We start from the raw sequence: 20538 nt of genomic DNA, 5'->3' as shown, positions 1-20538 counted from the left end.
ACCAATATTGCTAGCCTTTTCGGGGCTTTACGGTATTTTTAGTCATAGTGTTTTGTATTTGTTTCGCATCTTGAAGACTCGAACGTGTCGCAGGTAATATGCCTAATTCCAAGTAGTACGCGACTAAACGGCGTAATTCGAATAAAGAACCAATACGGTGTTGATCTTTAATCGTTAGTTTCCAACTGTCGGTATGTCCTTCGCTATTAGTGAAGATAAATCCTTGATAAATCAGTTTTCTCATTGAAATAACTCCAAATTAGCCGAGGGTCATTGTGAGCGATGGTACTTATTCGTTATGAGGTTTCTTTACAACAGGATGTGGTAGTGAGGGCATAGATGGTTTTGTAATCAGTGCTTGAGTTGCCCCAAGCACTGATTTAATTAAGCGATGCTAATACCGATATTCGATACACCAGCCTCAATAATATCTTTGCGTAAACCCTTTACCAGTTCTGCGGTAATTTTAGGATTTTCTTCGATAATTTCGAGTAGCGAATTTTGTAGCTCTTTCTCTTCTTCCATGACTTCGTGGGCAAAAACAAAATCATCTAATGCCTCGTCGACTAAATCGACATCACTGATAGCTTCAATATAGTGAGCCACAGTGCTTGAAGAAAGTTTACTGATATTAATGATATCTTCTTCAAGTTTATCTTGAATCGCACTCAATAATGTTGAAATCGCAACCACAGCATCCATCGCGGGGTGAGCACCATAGGCTTCAAAATTAGCAGGATCTGGGGTGTTATCCTCTAGGCGCTGTAAATGCACATCAATATTAAATTTGAGCTTAGAGTCATACTGGGATTGCCACAATAGTTCTAATGCGGTACTCAACACTGTAGGATCGCCAAACTCACAGACTTCGGAAAATAGCTGATAGTTAGGCAGCATGCGTTGGCAAAGTGCAGTAGCAAAGAGTTGTTTTTGTGGCAGTGTTAACGCCTTTAGACGTTTAAAAAAGCCCGTTTTTTTGGTCATCTGTTATTTCCGCTGATAGCTGTGATATCACTTGATTTGCCGCCGATTCTACCTTAGTTAACTCATCAAGTAACTCTAGTATTTCGGGTTCGAGATCTTCGACTGCACTTCCCCGTTTTAGTGCTGATTCAATTTCTTGGCATAATCTTTGTGTGGTAGGCACGCCGCAATAGCAGCTCGCTCCATGTAACTTATGAATCGTGCTAAGCATAACGGCATGATCGTTTTGATTTAATGTCGTTTGGATTGTTTCTACGGTTTCTGGCAGAGAGTCGAGTAACATTCTTAGCATATCTAAGGCGAGGCCAGCCTTATGATTGGCTTGAGTTAAGCATAAATCCCAGTTTAAAGTATGCAGATCAAAATGGGTAAACTTAGGCCTGGTGATCCAGCGATGGATAACGTCTTTAAGCGCAGCTTCATCAATCGGTTTGGGTAAGTATCCATCCATACCACTGCCTAATATCAGCTCGCGTTCTTCTGCAATTGCATGGGCTGTCACGGCGATAATCGGTGTGTTGCGGTTCATCGAGCCTTGACGAATGAGTTTTGTCGCACTGATACCATCGGTGCCCGGCATCTGAATATCCATAAAAATCAGATCGAAAGTACGGGTTTTGGCTTGCTTAACCGCTTCATTACCATTGTTGACTGCGACCACAGTTGTCACCAGTTCGCTTAATAAGGTATCAATTAGTTTTAAGTTGGCAAAGTTATCATCCACCGCTAATACGCTTAAGGACTGGCGTGCTGCCGGCGCAGTTATTGTAACGGGAGTGATAATGTTGTACTCCATCGGCGGGTAAATTAAGTTGTGGGCAAGTTGGTGCTCACTTATTGGTAGCGATAGCACCACATCGGCATTGGGACGAATAAACTGGGTCAAGATGTCTTGTTCTTGGCAATCGAATAACACCACGAGACAATCTGTTTTAGTTTTTGCAAACGTTAAAGTGTCCACTAATTGCGCTGGATTACTGAACCCATGACAACTTAGCAGCACATAATCATATTTGCCTTCAACAGTGTTGAGCGTAGCTAATAGGCTTGGAATATGTTGGTGATGGGTGACACTGGTATCCCATTGTTGGAGTTGGCGACTTAATACTGAGTGAGTCAGTATGCGGGGTTCGTAAAGCAACACGGTTTTATTTTTGAGTTTTTCAAGCGGCAGGGAATCCACCATTTGAAACTGACCTAAGCCGAGTGGCAAACTAAACCAGAAGTTAGAACCTTTCTCTGGCGATGAGGTAAAACCAATATGGCCGCCCATTTGATTAACTAAGCGTTTAGTGATGATAAGACCAAGCCCTGTACCGCCAAAGCGGCGCGAAATGGAGGAGTCGGCTTGACCAAAAGCTTGGAATAAAAAGTCTTGTTGGCTCTCATCAATACCAATACCCGTGTCCACCACATCACAGCGCAGTACCACTTGCTCATCCGACTGGCTTTGCAGTTCGATTTTAACCATCACACTGCCAGAGTCAGTAAATTTAATGGCGTTACCGACTAAGTTATTAATAATTTGGCATACACGCATAGCATCGCCATGGACGCTATCAGGAACATCGGCAGCAATATCGACGACCAGTTCTAGGCCCTTAGCCTGAGCGCTTGTTGAAATCAATGTTATTGCATCACCTATGGTTTCTCTAAGACCAAAGGGCATGTTTTCTAACACCATTTTACCGGCTTCAAGCTTAGAGAAATCGAGGATATCATTGATGATGCCTAAAAGATTAGTGGCACTGCGCTCGATGGTTTTAATGTAATCCAATTGGCTTGAATGCAGAGGCGTTTTAATCAGTTGCCGGGCAAAGCCGATAACGCCATTAAGCGGAGTACGTAACTCGTGTGACATATTGGCTAAAAACTCAGATTTAATCCGGCTGCCTTCTAAGGCGCGTTTTTTGGCTAAATCTAACTCGACGTTTTGGATTTCAATCTGCTCTAAGGTTTCGCGTAAATCTGAGGTAGCTTGGTCGATATTTTGTTGCATTTCATCATGGTATTCCGACAGCGAACCCGCCATGGCATTGATACCGCGCTTGAGTAAATCGAGTTCACCAATCAAATTACCGTTTAAGCGCGCATCTAATTTACCCTCACGGATTTTCGCGACAACGCGCACCATTTCAGTAATGGGGCGAGTCACATTTTTCACTAGGCGGAAAGTAAAGAGTAAGTTCAATTGCACGCCAATCAACACGATAATAAAGGCCGCAACGGCGGCTCTATGTTGTTCGAGTAAGGCGCGCTCTTTATTGATAATAATTGAAATGTAGCCTATTAACGGCCCATTATCTGTGGTGACATCGAAACTTGCGGGAACCATGGGTGAAGGCGTAATAGCAAAAATGGGTGTGCGTAAAATAAGGCTGTCGCCCACCTGTTCTACTTCTGTTTTATGCAGGGTATTGAGGGCTTCTTTATAGCGCATGGTTTCAAAATCTTTGTGGTAGTGTGAGGTCACAAAGAGTTGGTTATTGATATCAAAAATGGCGATGGATTTTACTAACGTCGACTTATTAAGTTGCGCCGCGGCGAGTAAGCGCTTGGTTGCCTCGCGATCCTTTGCCGCTAAACCGACTTCACTGGCAATAGACAGCGGTTCAATAATATTGCTGCCCTGTTCGATGAGCGTATCTTCGAGCTCATAAAAGCGGTTTATGGTAAAGTAGCTCCCTAAAAGGATACCGACCAAGATTGTTGGCGCCAGCGCCAGCATAAGAACCCAAGAACGTAGGCTGTATTTGGTCATGTTTTTTACAGGGTTCATAGCAGCGGCGGTTTTTCCCATGATATAGATGAAGATAATTTTATAAGACTGCCAGAAAGAGGGCGGTCTTTGCCAGTATTTTATTAATTTAGAGACCGAAATGGCGCAATTTTTCAAAGCAAAACCCAATAGTTCCAAACAGTTGTCAGCTAAGTTGTCGTTGAGCGTAAATCAGCTTGATCACTTAGGGGCGGGTATCGCACAACATCAGGGTAAAGTCGTGTTTATCCCTGGCGCATTACCTAATGAAGTGGTGACTGTTCAGTTTACTGAGCAAAAGAAAAATTATGCCCGCGCTAAGCTTATCAACATAGATACAGCCAGCGCTGAGCGAGTAACGCCCGAATGCCCACACTATCACACCTGTGGTGGTTGTGACTTGCAACATATGTCATTAGCGGGTCAACGTGAGCATAAAGAAGCCGCGCTGTTGGATATTATGGCTAAGTTTGCTGGCGCTGAAGATGGCGCTTTATCGCCGGCATTAACGGGTGAGGGCTGGCATTATCGTCGCCGCGCCCGACTTGCAACCTTATTTGATAAAAATACCAAGCACTTAAGTTTAGGTTTCCGTGCTGCTAGCAGTAGCAATGTGGTGCCTATTAGCCAGTGTCCAGTGTTAGCTAAACCGTTATCCGATTTAATTGTGCCGTTTGCTAAGTTGCTGAATCAATTATCAGCTAAAGCGAGCTTAGGCCATCTTGAATTGATTGCTGCCGATAATGGTCATTTCGCTGTGCTGCGTGTGACTAAGGCCTTAAACGATAAAGATATCGCTAAGCTGTCAGCTTTTGCTGAGTTACATCAAATTCATATTTGTCTGCAGGACAATGAAGGCCAGTTCCAAGCTATTGGCGCTGAGTTAGTGTTACCGGTTTATCAGTTGTTAGATGAAAATGCACCGTCCAATGCGGTGAGTTTAAGCTTTACGCCCGGTAACTTCGTGCAAGTGAACGGACAAATAAACAAGGCGATGGTCGCTCAGGCGATGGATTGGCTTGCCCCCACCACGGGTGAGCGCATTTTAGATTTATTTTGCGGTATGGGAAATTTCAGTTTGCCCTTAGCAAAAATGGGCAGCGATGTGATTGGCGTCGAAGGGGTTGCTGAAATGGTGACGCAGGCTCGCGTCAACGCAAAAGCCAATAATCTTGATAACTTAACCTTTTATCACGGTGATTTAAGTGCGGATTTATCCCTTGAACCTTGGATGGGTAAAATCGATAAATTACTGCTCGATCCCGCCCGTGCGGGCGCTTTTGAAAGCTTGCAATGGCTGAAAAAAATGAAACCGCGCAAAGTGGTATATGTGTCTTGCAACCCAGCCAGTTTGGCCCGCGACAGTGCCGTGTTGTTAGAGCGTGGTTATAAACTACAACAGTTGGGGCTTATTGATATGTTCCCACAGACACATCATATTGAAGCGATGGCATTGTTCGAGTTAACCAAGTAAATTGAAGCATTTAGGTAAATAAATCGTTTGAAAAAATATAAAATGAAGTATTTATCCCCGTTAGGTTTGACAAGTTCACGCTAATGCTGAAGATAGAAGAGCTGAAGTGGTGCCCACTTTCTCTGAGCACAGATAAGGAAATAAAGTAGATGGTCTCTGTTCGCGAAGCGCATTTTAATGATCCTGACTTTCAATTAGAAGATTGGGTGGCTCGCTATGTTGGTCATGCCGATGAAGCACAGATGCTGCTCTCTTTGATAGGGCAGATTGATGCCTTGCCCGCTAAAAGCCCTGCAGCGAAGAGAGAACTGCTCGAACGTGCCCGCGAGATGGTCGAAATCCTCGCACCGCTAAACATGGACATTGAAACCCTACAGGCGGCAATTTTGTTTGTGGTGCTCGATGCTGGGTTACTGACCGAAGAAGCCATCCAAGAGAAATTTGGTGAGCCGCTGGCGCGTTTAGTCGCGAGTGTCGTAACCATGAACGCGATTGGCGCGTTGAAAATCAATCCTAATAGTCGTTCAACCGAGCCGCAAATCGACAATATCCGCCGCATGTTATTGGCTATGGTTGAAGATGTGCGCGCCGTTGTCATCAAACTGGCTGAGCGTGTGTGTTTGCTGCGGGCGGTTAAAAATGCCGATGAAGAAACTCGCGTTCTGTTGGCCCGCGAAATTGCCGACATTTATGCGCCACTGGCCAATCGTTTAGGTATTGGTCAATTAAAGTGGGAACTGGAAGATATTTCGTTTCGCTATTTGCACCCAGACATCTATAAAGATATCGCCAAGCAGCTAGATGGCAAACGGCTCGATCGCGAAGTCTTTATCGACAAGTTTGTTAGTCAGCTACAACAACGCCTTGATGAAGATCAAATTCGCGCTAAGGTCTATGGTCGGCCAAAACACATCTACAGTATCTGGCGCAAAATGAAGGGCAAACACCTCAAATTTGATGAGTTGTTTGACGTGCGCGCCGTGCGTATCGTGACTGAGCGTTTGCAGGATTGCTATGGTGCATTAGGTGTTGTGCATACGCTTTGGCACCATATTCCGCGGGAATTTGACGACTATGTGGCTAACCCTAAGCCTAACGGTTACCAATCAATTCACACCGTAGTGGTGGGGCCTGAGGGTAAAACCGTTGAAATTCAAATCCGTACCCAAGACATGCATGAAGATGCAGAGCTCGGCGTTGCGGCGCACTGGAAATATAAAGAAGGCCATCATTCTGGTAAGCAAAGTGGCTACGAAGATAAAATTAATTGGCTGCGTAAAATTTTGCAATGGCAAGAGGACGTGGTCGAAAGTGGCAACTTGGTTGAAGAAATTCGCAGCCAAGTGTTTGAAGACCGAGTTTATGTGTTCACCCCAAGTGGTGAGGTAGTTGACTTACCTCTAGGCTCAACCGTACTCGACTTTGCCTACTATATCCATTCCCAAGTTGGACATAAGTGTATTGGTGCTAAGGTCGATGGCCGTATTGTGCCGTTCACCTATCAGGTTGAAACGGGCGAGCGTATCGAGATCATTACCTCGAAACAGCCTAACCCTAAGCGCGACTGGCTCAACCCCAATTTAGGTTATATCCGTACCTCGCGAGCGCGTTCGAAAATCCAGCATTGGTTTAAACAGCAAGACAGAGATAAAAATATTATCGCTGGCAAAGAAATGCTGGAAACTGAATTAGCTCGGGTTTGCCTTAAAATTAAAGACGCCGCCATTGCAGTTGAGCGCTTTAATATGGCGAGTATGGAAGACTTACTGGCAGCCATTGGCGGCGGTGATGTGCGTCTGCATCAAGTGGTTAACCATATTCAAAGCCGATTGCGACTCGACGAAGTATCGGAAGAAGATGCCGTCGAAGAGCTCGTTAAGAAAGGTCAAAACAAACCTATTTCGAGCAGCCGTGGTCAAGGCCAAGTTGAGGTCAATGGTGTCGGTAATTTGCTTAACCATATCGCCCGTTGTTGTCAGCCTGTTCCCGGTGATGAAATTTTCGGCTTTATCACCAAGGGGCGTGGCATTTCTGTGCATCGCGCTGATTGTGAACAAGTTAAAGAGTTGATGCGGGTTCACCCCGAGCGCGGTGTCGATGTGGTCTGGGGCGAAAATTACTCTGGTGGCTACCGCATGCGTTTGCGGGTATTAGCCCACGATCGCAGCGGTTTATTGCGTGACTTAACCTCAGTGCTGGCAGCCGAAAAATCCAATGTATTGGCCATGAGTTCGTCATCGGACACTAAAAATCAGACAGCCGCGATTGAGTTGGAACTGGAGCTTTATAACCTCGATGGTTTATCGCGAGTGTTATCGAAACTGACCCAGGTCGATAGCGTGATCGAGGCAAGACGGCTTTAGGTATCATTCACTACAGTAAAAAAGCGGTAGGGCGAATTTCGCCTGCCGCTTTTTTATTTTATGGGTAATGGTACGGCATTTCAGCTATTGAGAGCTTAGCGTGTGCTTATGTCCATGGATAACAGGTTTGCCATGGCACTTGCTCCCCGACACGCAGCCAGTCCATCCGTGGATGCTCGACCGCCCCGTCCGTGGGGCGGACGGTCGTCTCGCAAATCACCATGGGGCACCTTTCACGTATTAGCGTAACCAGTAGGTTCAAAAATTAAGTCATGAGTATTTAGCTTAATTGTTAAACCGGATTAGGTTTGAGCGAAGTCATTTGATTAAACATAAAAAATTTTTGGACAAAATCGAGCTGAGTTTTTGCGTGATTATTTTCATTTTTGATAAGTAAAAATAATACTTAAAGTCGCATAGTGAGCACGGTTTCTTTTGCAGGCCGAGAAACTAATCTGTTAAGTAGGGGTTATGAATTAAGTATAAAAGAAGGAAAGGGTCGTTAATTAACGACCCTTATAGTTAAATAACTTAAACTCTAAATCTGCGTAGTAACAACATACCGAATAAGCTAAATAGACCTAACGAACCACCACCAGACGAACTAGAATCAGCAGGTGGAGTTACAGGTGGAGTTACAGGTGGAGTTACAGGTGGAGTTACAGGTGGAGTTACAGGTGGAGTGATTTCTACATCATCATTTACAATGTCGATACTAATTGAGGCTTTGTCTTTACTGACTGAAAGCTGCAAAGGTGTCACCAGTTCCGCTAATAGCGTTGGGTTAGCGGTTGTACTTGTATTGTCAATGATATTAAAAGTAACTGTCTGTGTATCTACACCGTTCGCGAATTGCACATCAATGAAGTCTTTATCAAGCAGTAAGTAACCGTTATCGATAAACATTTTTACGCTTGTCGGTTTTGTTAAATCGCCATTTCGCTGCACTGTAATGGTGAATTGTTTAGCCGATTGAGATGTGTTAATTGCTTCTGAACTAAACCAAACGTCACCATATACTTCCATTGTATTTGAAATGTTAGCAACAAATGGGGCTGTAATTGTAACCATTTTTGCATTGTTCATAGTGCGCTCATCGCCACAAACATCACCATCTATAAATGCATCTGGACTTGAAAATATTTCTTTTAAGCCTTTAACAGAGGCATAGTACATTACAGTGTGACTATTACCGCAGGGGGCAGCAGCAGCACGAGTCAAGACATGTGCAGAGTCAATATCACCTTTATGGGCGATGTCGTGATTTGCAAGATAGACATGGCCAATCTCATGAGTTAACACTAAAGGGCAGTGGCTGCTAGTTAATGTGTTAGCACTAAGAAGTAATACAGCTCTATTATTTCCTGCGAAGCCGCAAACAGATGCTTCATGAGGTGAAGTTTCCGTTTCTTGTAGCCTTCCCCAACTATCGATATCAGAACCATAGCGATACATTAAACTGGCGTCATACGGTAAAATTGTAGGGTCAACATCACCCTTGAAAGCACTATTAACATAACTAGAACTATAACCAAGCATTGTATCTAAGCCGATTATAGTAGTTCCATCTGTCTTAGTTGAGTCATTGCTTAATGCAGTTGAGAAATCAATAGAGTTAGGTACATCAATGGCCCCCAAAGCAACGAGTTCATCGAATAACTCCTGACCCCATCGTGCTTTTTCAAAATCCCGATATCCAGAAAACGTTGGCTGCTCAAACCCAACTAAACGAAGTTTGACAGGGGTATTTTTAGCGAAAATAGCGTTAGCCTTATCAATTTCTGATTTAATGGCTTTATATGCCTGACCAATAGATTTCTGCTTATTAGCCCATTTAGGATGGTAAAAGAATAAAACATCAGCTTCTGTATGTGAATAATCGGGAATAAAAGCTGAGCAACCGAAGTTAGAAGCATAATTGCGAAATGGATAAGTGCGGCAATCGATCTCACGATTTTCACTATCCCCATTTTGTAACATTGCGAAACTGATATATTTCGACATTGCCTGTGCAGTGATTGCAGGAGATATGCCAGCATTAAGTAATTTTTTGTGTAGTTTTGCTGTTTTTTCAATTTCATAATTGAATGATATCAGCGGATATGACCTTATCAAAGAACATGATTTCATTCTCGGCAACTGAGTTAGCCGACGAATTAAAAGTTACCATAGCAAAAGCCATTGCAGTTATTAATTTAGTTTTGTGTAAGTGCATCTTTCATATCCTTAGCGTTGTAATTTTTATTTTAGGTTGATTGCATGGGCTTAAAGCCCATCGGTCGAGTTATTTATACGCTACTTAATAAGTTATCTATTTTACCGCCCCTAAAACTCTTGCTGCATTATACATGGTAGTCGTGACATTAATACTCTTTGTAACTCAATGGTTTGATTGAAGTGGTATAGTGAGTTTGGCTACCTAGAAAGAAATATTATGATCTCATTCATAGCGAATTTAGGTGACACAATGAATAAAAGTAAACGTGCACGATATAGCGCAGCGATTAAGCTCGAAACTACTCGATTAGTCATTGGCCAGCGCTATCCACAAGAATCAGTGACGCTATAGAAACGATAAGTCCAACTAGCTCTGATGATGTCATACTTATTTTTTATATTTATTATGATGTTGGAGTTAACGGGATGTCACTTTGCTAACGCGCTTTGGGGAAATAGCTTTTTAGCTGGACTGACAGCTAGAGGGGTAATCAACGCCATGCTAATTGATCATGAATATGGCTCATGTTGTATGTGAAATAAAACCGTTTTTGTTCATGTGCCGAACCACGTATAAATGACTCCAAGCGAAATATTAGACAAGCTTGAAGTTGCACCCTAGCTAAGCCATTAGGACTTAAGTCATCGGCACTTAAGTTAAATAGAACCTCAGACAGAACACGAATAATGTCTATCAGAGTCGGGTCTAGAAGCTAGAAGCGCAGGGCATAAAACTCAGGTTTGAAATCAGACAATGGGATACTGGATCACTATGAATAAGCATTTTACATTTACGATTAACAGCATTTGTCTTGATGAAAATTATCATCCCTCAGACAAGACGCGTATCACCACCAACTTTGCTAATTTGGCCAGAGGAAGTCATCGCCAAGCGAACTTACGCAACGCGTTAAAGATGATTGATAACAGTTTTAATGCCTTAGCGCATTGGGATAACCCTAAAGGCGATCGTTATACTGTCGAACTTGAAATTATCTCCGTTAATTTGGATATTGACGGCAGCGGTCAAACCTTCCCATCGATTGAAGTTTTGAAAACCAATATTGTTGATCATAAAACCAATAAACGTATTGAAGGTATTGTCGGCAATAACTTTTCATCTTACGTACGCGATTATGACTTTAGCGTGTTACTGGCAGAACATAATAAGGGCCAAGCCAAATTTAGTATTCCAGATGATTTTGGTGGTCTACATGGCAAGCTATTTCAGTCTTTTGTTCATTCTGATGCTTATAAACTGAATTTTAATAAGCCACCGGTTATCTGTCTCAGTGTGTCGGATAATAAAACCTACCATAGAATTGAGAATCAGCATCCCGTATTAGGGGTTGAATATCAGCCAAATGAATCGTCTTTAACTGAGCAATATTTCAAAAAAATGGGCTTACAGGTGCGCTATTTTATGCCACCAAATAGTGTGGCGCCGTTAGCTTTTTATTTCGTTGGTGATTTACTGAATGATTACACCCATCTTGAGTTGATAAGCACCATCAGCACTATGGGAACTTTTCAAAAAATCTATCGCCCTGAGATTTATAATGCCAATGCTGTTGCAGGGAAATGCTATCAACCTAATTTGAAAAACTTGGATCATTCACTGACTCAAATTGTTTATGATCGAGCAGAACGTAGCCAATTGGCTAATGAGCAAGGCAAATTTGCCGCGGAGTACTTTATCAAACCCTATCAAACGTTTTTTGAACAATGGTCTGCTAATTTCGTTTAGTCGCTCTGCACTTAATCGTCACGCTCAATAATTAATCCAATACGGCATCATTATCATGACAACACAACTTAATAAAACACCGCTTAACCAAACATTGCTTAATAAAATCCTGTTACCGACTTCAACGGCAGGCAGTTTGCCTAAACCTGTGTGGCTGGCAGAGCCTCAAACACTTTGGTCTCCTTGGAAATTGCAAGGTGAGGAATTAATTACCGGTAAACACGATGCACTGCGTTTGTCATTACAGGATCAACAGCTAGCAGGGATTGATATTGTCAGTGATGGCGAGCAAACGCGGCAACATTTTGTCACTAGCTTTATTGAGCACCTCAACGGCGTTGATTTTTCAAAACGTAAAACCGTTAAAATTCGTGATCGCTATGATGCTAGTGTACCCACGGTTGTCGGCCCAGTGAGCCGCCAAAAGTCCGTGTTTGTTGAAGATGCCAAATTTTTACGCAAGCAAACTACACAACCAATTAAATGGGCGCTGCCAGGCCCTATGACCATGATAGATACGCTTTATGATGACCATTATAAAAGTCGCGAAAAGCTTGCGTGGCAATTTGCCAAAATTCTAAATGAGGAAGCCAAAGAATTAGAAGCGGCGGGTGTTGATATTATCCAATTTGATGAGCCTGCCTTTAATGTGTTTTTTGATGAGGTAAACGAGTGGGGGATTGCCTGTTTAGAGCGAGCCATTGAAGGGCTTAAATGCGAAACGGCGGTGCATATTTGTTATGGTTATGGCATCAAAGCCAATACTGATTGGAAAAAAACCTTAGGGTCAGAGTGGCGCCAATATGAGGAAGCGTTTCCTAAACTGCAAAAGTCTAATATCGATATTATCTCGCTAGAATGTCACAACTCCCATGTGCCGATGGAGCTGCTTGAACTCATTCGCGGTAAAAAAGTCATGGTCGGCGCGATTGATGTTGCCACCGACACGATTGAAACCGCAGAGGAAGTGGCTGACACCCTACGAAAAGCCCTTAAATTTGTCGATGCCGACAAGCTCTATCCTTGTACCAACTGCGGCATGACGCCTTTATCTCATCAAGTCGCAAGAGGTAAACTCAATGCCTTAAGTGCAGGCGCAGAGATCGTCAGAAAAGAACTCTTGGCATTAAGATAAGACGCGATAAGTGCTGCTGTCTGTTTTACAGCAGCATGTTTTATAGCAGCATGAATCCAGCTTTGTTGAAAGGGTATCGACGTCGGTATTAAAAAAACGGGATTGGCAAATTGATGCCAATCCCGTTTTCATTTCTAAGCTCATGCATTTAGTACTTACATTTAATGCTTAGGTTTATGCATTGTCTTGGCGCTTATTCACCAAGCTTTGGCGTGCGCGGCGGGATCATGCGCCTTTCACCTGTCGACTCAAATGCACCTGCAAATTTAAGCAGGTTATTATCGTCATAGGCACGGCCCGCGAAGGTCAAACCGACTGGCATGCCAATATCGGCCATCACGCCCATAGGTACAGTCACAGTCGGTACCCCTAAGTGACGAATCGCGAGGTTTCCGTTTGCCACCCAAACTCCGTTGCTCCAAGCGATATCGGCAGAAGCCGGATTCACATGCGCATCGGCAGGGCCGACATCGGCCACGGTTGGGAACAACACGGCATCGAGCTTAAGCTCGTCCATCCAGTCTTCGAGATCTAGCTTACGCGTCTTCTCTAAGCCACGCAGACCATCGGGAATACTGTCGATCTGGTCATAGGATTTAAGACCACGCTTAGCCATGTTGACGTACTCTTCCATGCCTGCCGCTAAGTCACCTTCACGGTTTGGCAAGGTGCCTAAATCGTGTGGGAAAATCAGATAGCCGTTAACATCTTCAAGCTTGTTGAGTTTAGGGTCATTGTTAGCCCGCAGGAATTCATCGAATGCCCAACCCGAGAGTTCCCATAATTCATCATGGAGGAATTGAGGCGTAACGATACCGCGGTTAAACACGGTCGGCGCACCTGGGCGGTCGCCTTCACAATTTGATACCAGCGGAAAATCGACTTCAATCACTTCGGCGCCAGCGGCTTCTAAGGCTTTACGAGCCGCTTCCCACAAATCGATAACCGATTGGCGAGTGTGGATACGTTGGCCCGTTGGGCCACCGATACCTGGGTTTTCGCTGGTTCCCGCCAATTCATCTTTATTGATGTACATGCGCGGCACGCCAAAACGCTTACCTTTAAGCGTGTCTGCGCTAGCGGCCAGCGCCAGATAAGATGCTGGACGGACGCTTGATGCTTTAGGAATTTCGACCCAAGGTTGTAGACGCCAGAGGTCGCCACGGGTGATAGGATCGTCGGCCACAATGACATCCAACACTTCAAGCATATCGGCCATAGTGCGGGTATAAGGCACGACGACATCCATGGTCGGCGTTAACGGCCAGTTACCGCGCACCGAAATCACGCCCCGTGACGGAGTGTAAGCACACAAACCGTTATTGGACGCAGGACCTCGACCGCTTGACCAAGTTTCTTCAGCAAGACCAAAAGCAGAGTAACTTGCCGCCGTGCCCGTGCCCGCTCCATTGGAAGAGCCCGAAGCGAATGGTGCAGTAAGATACTCAGCATTGTATGGGCTTTCAGCGCGGCCATAGTGACCACGCTGCATGCCACCATTGGCCATAGGTGGCATATTGGTTTTGCCTAAGCAAATAGCTCCTGCGGCGCGTAGGCGCTCAACAGCAAAGGCATCATATTGCGCCACTAAATCCTTAAAGGCTGGGCTGCCAGACGCCGCCGTTAGTCCCTTCACCAAATAGCTATCCTTGGCGGTATACGTAATACCCTCAAGTGGGCTCAGTGTTTCACCATGGGCGCGGCGCGCATCGGAAGCCTCGGCTTCTTTGAGTGCATCGGGATTGTGCACCACTAACGCATTGAGCTTAGTCTTTGTCGCAGGGCCGTCATACGCCTCAACTCGCGCGAGATACGACTTCACCAACTCCACTGCGGTGGTGCGGCCAGATTCGAGCGCAGCACGCAGCTCGGCAATAGAAACTTCAGTGACTTCAAACATCTTACGCCCTCCCGCTGAAAGCCAATTGTGGTGCATTAACAGTGACATCAATCGTCATGCTGTTCTCCTTGGGTTACTTTCCAGACGGGATTTGCTGAGTAATACAATGGATATTACCGCCACCTAATAAAATCTCACGGGCTGGCACACCGACAATCTCATACTCGGGGAAAATTTCCTGCAGTTTTTGGGCTGCGATATCATCGGTTGCAGGGTCAAGCAGCGGGAACACGATGCGATTATTGGTGATTAAAAAGTTCACATAAGAACCCGCTAAACGTTCACCCGCCGTGCGTGGTACACCAGTGCCTTCGGTCACACCTTTTGATTCTTCTTCGCTGCAATATAGCGGCCCAGGTTGTGGCAATAGATGGATTTTTAACTTACGACCTTGTGCATCCACAGTGTTTTGCAACACGTCCAGCGCAGCTTTTGAGCGAGGATATTGTGGGTCGGTTTCATCATCGGTCCAGTGCAGAATGACTTCACCAGGGCGCGCGAAACAGCACATATTGTCGATATGGCCATCGGTCTCATCCATATACACGCCATCTTGCAACCAGATAAACTGCTTAACATTCAAATAGTCACGCAGTAAGTCTTCAATCTGTTCTTTTGTCAGTTCAGGATTACGGTTGGCGTTGAGCAAACATTCGGCACTCGTCATACAGGTGCCTTCACCATCAACATGGATAGAACCTCCTTCGAGGATCAGCGGTGCGCTGTAACGGGCAAAACCATGCTGCGCAAGCATTTGCTGCGCGACTTGCTCGTCCTTATCCCATGGGAAATACAAACCACCATTATGGCCGCCCCAAGCATTAAAACCCCAGTCAACGCCACGGCATTCGCCTTCGGCATTGATTACCACAGTTGGACCAGTGTCACGAGCCCAGCAATCGTTACTGTCCATTTCGACCAAGGTGACGTGCGATGGCATCACTTTTTGAGCTTCCGCTAAAAAGGCTTTAGGTACACCCATATACACGGGCGTTGCACCACCAATGGCATCGGCCACTTTAGCAAAGGTCGCTTGAGCATAAGCGCCTGCAGAGCGCCAGTTATCAGGACGATATGGCCAAATCATCCATACGGCTTGCTGCGCCGCCCATTCGGCGGGCATATAAAAACCATCTTGTGATGGCTTAGTCGTTAACGGCGTGGCATCCACATTCGCGTTTGTCATGAATTTTGTCTCCAGTAATGCTCAAATCTATAAGGGAGTACGCCCCATTTTGGGCGACAGAATAGAAATACACCTAACATAATCAAATAGATCGAATGACCGCATTCATTACGCGGTACTTATCACGAGCATTTATCACATGCATCCATCACATATATAGTTAGGCCGAAATTGTTAGGTCTTCACTCAGTGAGTTTTAGCTTCATTGAAATATTGCTGCGTATCTTATCATTTAAGATGGCTTGCGCTAAATACTTGTATGCAGGACATAGATGAGAATTTGTTGGGTCGTTAAGTCGTCAGTTTATTACTCTTTGGGTGAATATCATCACTACATGGCGCGAATGCACTTTTAGTTAAAATAAGACCTATTAAATAAGAACCCTAAGATCTGATCTCAACATCAAAATAGCGCTTTTATGTTACCTAGCTTATCATCATCGCTTTATTATAGCCTTTCGCTAATCAGCGCTGCTGAGGCGTATTCCTTTTGTTCTTCTTCAGTATTAGCCTGTTTTAGCATTTATCTTTAAAGGAGGTAAGCATGACTTCCCACACTGCGCCATTAACTTCATTTTCAACCACGGAACCTTCTACAACGGGATTTTCTATAACAGATGTAGAGCCGTTGCTTAAGATAATGGAAAAACTGCGCGACCCACAAACAGGTTGCCCGTGGGATAAAGCACAAACGTTTCAAACCATAGTGCCTTTTACTTTAGAGGAAGCCTATGAGGTCGCCGATACCATAGAGCGTTTAGCTTGGGATGAGTTACCCGATGAACTTGGGGATTTGTTATTTCAAATCGTATTCTATTGTCAGCTTGGTAAAGAGCAAGGCAAGTTTGATTTTGCTACTGTGATTGAGAAAATCAGCGACAAGTTGACGCGCCGTCATCCCCATGTGTTTGGCGAACAAAATCCGCAAATAGGCGATAGTGCCCAAGCGATGAAAGCCAATTGGGAGGCGATTAAAGCTACTGAGCGTGAACAAAAGGCGCAGCAAGTGGCGGGTGAAACCCAAGCTGATACTGTGGTTTCAGCGTTAGATAATATTCCGCGTACCCAACCTGCGCTGTCGCGCTCAATCAAAATTCAGCAAAGGGTGGCACGAGTCGGTTTCGATTGGGCCGAGCTTGAGCCCGTGGTCGCTAAAATCCACGAAGAAATCGATGAAGTCTTGCATGAAGTGAATCAACCCGAGCAAGACCAAGCTAAAGTGCAGTCCGAAATGGGCGACTTGCTGTTTGCCGTGGTGAATTTAGCTCGACATCTTAAGGTCGATCCAGAACAAGCGTTGCGCCAAGCTAACCTTAAATTTGAACGCCGTTTTCGCGGTGTAGAAAAGTTGGCGAGTGACAGCGGTAAAAGCATGGAAGAACACACATTAATGGAGCTCGATGCCTATTGGGACCAAGTAAAAGCGACAGAGACGAGATAAACGGCAAATTATCCCGATTGGTGTTTGTCGAATCGCGCCGCCTTTGGTATACTACTGCCCCGTCCTAGTGCTTTCTTACAAGCACGTATTTTCAAACTCATTTTCTCAGGTTCAGCATGACTACAAGGTATATCTTCGTTACTGGTGGCGTTGTTTCATCACTAGGTAAAGGCATTGCAGCAGCATCATTAGCTGCAATTTTAGAGGCCCGCGGTCTCAATGTAACCATCATGAAACTGGACCCTTACATTAACGTTGATCCGGGTACCATGAGCCCAACCCAACATGGCGAAGTATTTGTTACTGAAGACGGTGCAGAAACAGATCTCGACTTGGGTCACTACGAGCGTTTCATCCGTACTAAGATGAATCGTCGTAACAATTTTACTACTGGTCGTATTTACGAAGAAGTATTACGTAAAGAACGTCGTGGCGATTATTTGGGCGCAACCATTCAGGTTATCCCACACATCACTAATGCGATTAAAGAAAAAGTATTAGCAGGTGGCGAAGGCCATGATGTAGCTATCGTCGAAATCGGCGGTACTGTGGGTGATATCGAATCCTTGCCATTCCTTGAGGCTATTCGTCAGCTCGGTGTTGAGCTCGGTCGCGATCGTACTCTGTTCATGCATTTAACCTTAGTGCCTTTCTTAGGTGCTGCTGGCGAAGTGAAAACTAAGCCAACGCAACATTCTGTGAAAGAACTGCGTTCAATCGGTATTGCACCAGACGTGTTAGTTTGTCGTGGTGATCGTGCGGTACCTGCTAATGAAAAAGCCAAAATTTCGCTATTCTGTAACGTTGAAGAACGTGCGGTTATTTCATTAAAAGATGTTGATAGTATTTATAAAATCCCAGCCTTGTTACGTTCACAAGGTTTAGATGATTTAGTGGTTAAGCGTTTCGGTTTAGAGTGCCGTGAAGCCGACTTGTCTGAGTGGGAAAATGTGATTTACCAAGAAGCAAATCCAAACGGCGAAGTCGTTATTGGTATGGTGGGTAAATACATCGAACTGCCAGATGCCTATAAGTCAGTTAACGAAGCATTAAAACACGCAGGCCTTAAAAACCGCGTATCTGTGACCATCAAGTACATTGATTCACAAACCGTAGAAGCTAAAGGCGAAGAAGTCTTACAGGGCTTAGACGGTATCTTAGTACCAGGCGGCTTTGGCGAGCGTGGTGTTGAAGGTAAGATTCTAGCGGCAAAATTTGCCCGTGAAAACAAGTTGCCGTATTTCGGTATTTGTTTAGGTATGCAAGTGGCTCTAATTGAATTTGCGCGTAATGTTGCAGGTATGGCTGATGCACATTCAACTGAATTCAATAAAGAAACACCATTCCCAGTGGTAGGTTTGATCACTGAATGGATTGACGAAGAAGGTAATGTTGAGCAGCGTCATGAAGCGTCTGACTTAGGTGGCACTATGCGTTTAGGCGCTCAATTGTGTCATTTACTCGAGGGTTCGAAAGCGGCTCAAGCCTACAAAGGCAATAGCTGTGTAGAACGTCACCGTCACCGTTATGAAGTGAACAACAAATACAGAGAGCGTTTAGAACAAGCTGGCATGATCTTCAGCGGTTTGTCTTCTGATCGTAAGCTGGTGGAAATGATCGAATTAAAAGATCATCCATGGTTTGTTGCAGGTCAATTCCATCCTGAGTTCACCTCAACTCCGCGCGATGGTCACCCACTGTTCGAAGGGTTTATTGCTGCGGCAAGTGCGCATCAAAAACGTGATCTGAAATAAGAATATTTAAGGCCGGACCCGCGACAGTGGGGCCGGCCTTTTGCTACACTCATCTACTCGTTAACGATAAAACTCAATACCTCTGGGTATCGCCTTGCGCATCAGCAACATCAGTATGGAAAGTAAGCTACAAATAGTGTGTTTATTATTCTGCACTATGTGGGAGACTTATTCCCATAGGTATTGATTTTTTCTTTTATTTTTAAACTTAAATCGAGGGTGTTATGGCTAAGATTATTAATGTGATTGGTCGCGAGATTATGGATTCTCGTGGTAACCCTACTGTTGAAGCCGAAGTGCATTTAGAAGGCGGCTTTGTCGGTATGGCAGCAGCGCCTTCTGGTGCATCAACGGGTAGCCGCGAAGCTCTTGAATTACGTGATGGCGATAAAAGTCGTTATTTAGGCAAAGGCGTATTAACGGCTGTTGCCAACGTAAACAATTTAATCCGCACTGCGTTATTAGGTAAAGATGCCACTGCACAAGCTGAGCTTGATCAAATCATGATCGACTTAGACGGTACAGAAAACAAAGACAAGTTAGGCGCAAACGCGATTCTGGCTGTGTCTTTAGCAGCTGCCAAAGCGGCTGCAGCATTTAAAGGCATTCCTTTATACGCGCACATCGCTGAATTGAACGGCACGCCAGGCCAATATTCTATGCCTGTGCCTATGATGAACATCTTAAATGGTGGCGAGCATGCGGATAACAACGTTGATATCCAAGAATTCATGGTGCAACCTGTTGGCGCAAAAAGTTTCCGTGAAGCACTGCGCATGGGCGCTGAAATCTTCCATACGCTGAAAAAAGTATTGCACGACAAAGGTCTAAGCACTTCTGTGGGTGACGAAGGTGGTTTTGCACCTAACTTAGCCTCAAATGCTGATGCGTTAGCCATTATCAAAGAAGCGGTTGAACTGGCTGGCTACAAGTTAGGAACGGATGTGACGTTAGCGCTAGATTGCGCCGCATCTGAATTCTATAAAGACGGCAAATACGATTTAGCGGGCGAAGGCAAAGTGTTTGATTCGCACGGTTTCTCTGATTTCTTAAAATCATTGGCTGACCAATATCCAATCGTATCGATTGAAGATGGACTAGATGAATCAGATTGGGATGGTTGGGCTTATCAAACTCAAATCATGGGCGATAAGATCCAATTAGTAGGCGACGATTTATTCGTTACTAACACTAAAATCTTAACCCGTGGTATTGAAAACGGTATTGCTAACTCAATCCTGATCAAGTTCAACCAAATTGGTTCATTGACTGAGACTTTAGCGGCTATTCGTATGGCGAAAGAAGCGGGTTATACCGCAGTGATTTCACATCGTAGTGGTGAGACTGAAGATTCAACCATTGCTGACTTAGCCGTGGGTACTGCTGCTGGTCAAATCAAAACCGGTTCACTGTGTCGTTCTGACCGTGTCGCTAAATACAACCAATTGCTGCGCATCGAAGAGCAATTAGGTGAAAAAGCCCCATACCGTGGTTTGAAAGAGATCAAAGGTCAGGCGTAATTTAATATTTGATGTAAAAAGGCCACCACTTGGTGGCCTTTTTTGTTGTACTATCTGCT

At 44.6% G+C, this 20538-nt stretch carries 13 protein-coding genes; 7 read left to right on the top strand and 6 right to left on the bottom strand.

All coding sequences use genetic code 11. The features are described from left to right. Positions 1-10: 10 nt before the first annotated feature. From ACRN9H_RS04150 to barA, 3 genes are all read right to left on the bottom strand, one after another. The gene (locus ACRN9H_RS04150; RefSeq protein WP_432312583.1) at positions 11-244 is read right to left on the bottom strand and encodes a DUF3319 domain-containing protein; all 234 of its coding nucleotides are present in this window, start codon (positions 242-244) and stop codon (positions 11-13) included. A gap of 140 nt (positions 245-384) precedes the next feature. Continuing rightward, positions 385-984, bottom strand: a complete 600-nt coding sequence (locus tag ACRN9H_RS04145; protein ID WP_432312582.1) for a YjaG family protein — start codon at positions 982-984, stop codon at positions 385-387. Further along, the gene (barA, locus tag ACRN9H_RS04140) at positions 959-3763 is read right to left on the bottom strand and encodes a two-component sensor histidine kinase BarA (protein WP_432312581.1); all 2805 of its coding nucleotides are present in this window, start codon (positions 3761-3763) and stop codon (positions 959-961) included. The genes ACRN9H_RS04145 and barA overlap by 26 nt, the downstream gene beginning before the upstream one ends. Before the next feature lie 100 nt (positions 3764-3863). Here barA and rlmD point away from each other — a divergent pair, with 100 nt between their 5' ends. Then, positions 3864-5216 carry a 23S rRNA (uracil(1939)-C(5))-methyltransferase RlmD gene (gene rlmD, locus ACRN9H_RS04135; protein ID WP_432312580.1) on the top strand — a complete coding sequence of 451 codons (1353 nt, stop codon included), beginning with the start codon at positions 3864-3866 and terminating at the stop codon, positions 5214-5216. A gap of 149 nt (positions 5217-5365) precedes the next feature. After that, positions 5366-7579 (top strand): GTP diphosphokinase, encoded by a 2214-nt coding sequence (relA, locus tag ACRN9H_RS04130; RefSeq protein WP_432312579.1) that lies wholly within the window; start codon positions 5366-5368, stop codon positions 7577-7579. Positions 7580-8110: 531 nt separating this feature from the next. Here the strand turns inward: relA and ACRN9H_RS04125 are convergent. After that, positions 8111-9709: a hypothetical protein gene (locus ACRN9H_RS04125; protein WP_432312578.1), complete on the bottom strand. Its 1599-nt coding sequence runs from the start codon at positions 9707-9709 to the stop codon at positions 8111-8113. An 859-nt stretch (positions 9710-10568) separates the two neighbouring features. On the opposite strand from ACRN9H_RS04125, the gene ACRN9H_RS04120 reads away from it, so the two are divergent. Continuing rightward, positions 10569-11543 (top strand): DUF1852 domain-containing protein, encoded by a 975-nt coding sequence (locus ACRN9H_RS04120; RefSeq protein ID WP_432312577.1) that lies wholly within the window; start codon positions 10569-10571, stop codon positions 11541-11543. Positions 11544-11598: 55 nt separating this feature from the next. After that, complete coding sequence (locus ACRN9H_RS04115; protein WP_432312576.1) at positions 11599-12678, top strand: methionine synthase; 1080 nt, start codon at positions 11599-11601, stop codon at positions 12676-12678. 193 nt (positions 12679-12871) lie between these two features. Here ACRN9H_RS04115 and ACRN9H_RS04110 read toward each other — a convergent pair whose 3' ends face one another. Further along, the gene (locus tag ACRN9H_RS04110) at positions 12872-14578 is read right to left on the bottom strand and encodes an amidase (protein WP_432312575.1); all 1707 of its coding nucleotides are present in this window, start codon (positions 14576-14578) and stop codon (positions 12872-12874) included. 73 nt (positions 14579-14651) lie between these two features. Then, positions 14652-15764: an agmatine deiminase gene (gene aguA, locus ACRN9H_RS04105; RefSeq protein ID WP_432312574.1), complete on the bottom strand. Its 1113-nt coding sequence runs from the start codon at positions 15762-15764 to the stop codon at positions 14652-14654. 544 nt (positions 15765-16308) lie between these two features. On the opposite strand from aguA, the gene mazG reads away from it, so the two are divergent. From mazG to eno, 3 genes are all read left to right on the top strand, one after another. Continuing rightward, complete coding sequence (mazG, locus tag ACRN9H_RS04100) at positions 16309-17205, top strand: nucleoside triphosphate pyrophosphohydrolase (RefSeq protein ID WP_432312573.1); 897 nt, start codon at positions 16309-16311, stop codon at positions 17203-17205. 116 nt (positions 17206-17321) lie between these two features. Beyond that, on the top strand, positions 17322-18959 hold the full coding sequence (locus tag ACRN9H_RS04095) for a CTP synthase (protein WP_432312572.1): 1638 nt from the start codon (positions 17322-17324) through the stop codon (positions 18957-18959). 224 nt (positions 18960-19183) lie between these two features. Then, positions 19184-20479: a phosphopyruvate hydratase gene (gene eno, locus ACRN9H_RS04090; protein ID WP_432312571.1), complete on the top strand. Its 1296-nt coding sequence runs from the start codon at positions 19184-19186 to the stop codon at positions 20477-20479. Positions 20480-20538 lie beyond the last annotated feature (59 nt).

This window comes from Shewanella sp. MF08487 (assembly GCF_050848685.1).
Classification (GTDB): domain Bacteria; phylum Pseudomonadota; class Gammaproteobacteria; order Enterobacterales; family Shewanellaceae; genus Shewanella; species Shewanella glacialipiscicola.
The sequence above is the reverse complement of the archived record's forward strand: the minus strand, read 5'-3'. Positions and strand labels throughout refer to the sequence as shown.

Coding starts and splice junctions, on each gene's coding strand:
- barA (WP_432312581.1), bottom strand. CDS start 3,763: ATGAACCCTGTAAAAAACATGACCAAATACAGCCTACGTTCTTGGGTT.
- ACRN9H_RS04145 (WP_432312582.1), bottom strand. CDS start 984: ATGACCAAAAAAACGGGCTTTTTTAAACGTCTAAAGGCGTTAACACTG.
- eno (WP_432312571.1), top strand. CDS start 19,184: ATGGCTAAGATTATTAATGTGATTGGTCGCGAGATTATGGATTCTCGT.
- mazG (WP_432312573.1), top strand. CDS start 16,309: ATGACTTCCCACACTGCGCCATTAACTTCATTTTCAACCACGGAACCT.
- ACRN9H_RS04115 (WP_432312576.1), top strand. CDS start 11,599: ATGACAACACAACTTAATAAAACACCGCTTAACCAAACATTGCTTAAT.
- ACRN9H_RS04120 (WP_432312577.1), top strand. CDS start 10,569: ATGAATAAGCATTTTACATTTACGATTAACAGCATTTGTCTTGATGAA.
- aguA (WP_432312574.1), bottom strand. CDS start 15,764: ATGACAAACGCGAATGTGGATGCCACGCCGTTAACGACTAAGCCATCA.
- ACRN9H_RS04125 (WP_432312578.1), bottom strand. CDS start 9,709: ATGAAATCATGTTCTTTGATAAGGTCATATCCGCTGATATCATTCAAT.
- ACRN9H_RS04110 (WP_432312575.1), bottom strand. CDS start 14,578: ATGTTTGAAGTCACTGAAGTTTCTATTGCCGAGCTGCGTGCTGCGCTC.
- rlmD (WP_432312580.1), top strand. CDS start 3,864: ATGGCGCAATTTTTCAAAGCAAAACCCAATAGTTCCAAACAGTTGTCA.
- ACRN9H_RS04095 (WP_432312572.1), top strand. CDS start 17,322: ATGACTACAAGGTATATCTTCGTTACTGGTGGCGTTGTTTCATCACTA.
- ACRN9H_RS04150 (WP_432312583.1), bottom strand. CDS start 244: ATGAGAAAACTGATTTATCAAGGATTTATCTTCACTAATAGCGAAGGA.
- relA (WP_432312579.1), top strand. CDS start 5,366: ATGGTCTCTGTTCGCGAAGCGCATTTTAATGATCCTGACTTTCAATTA.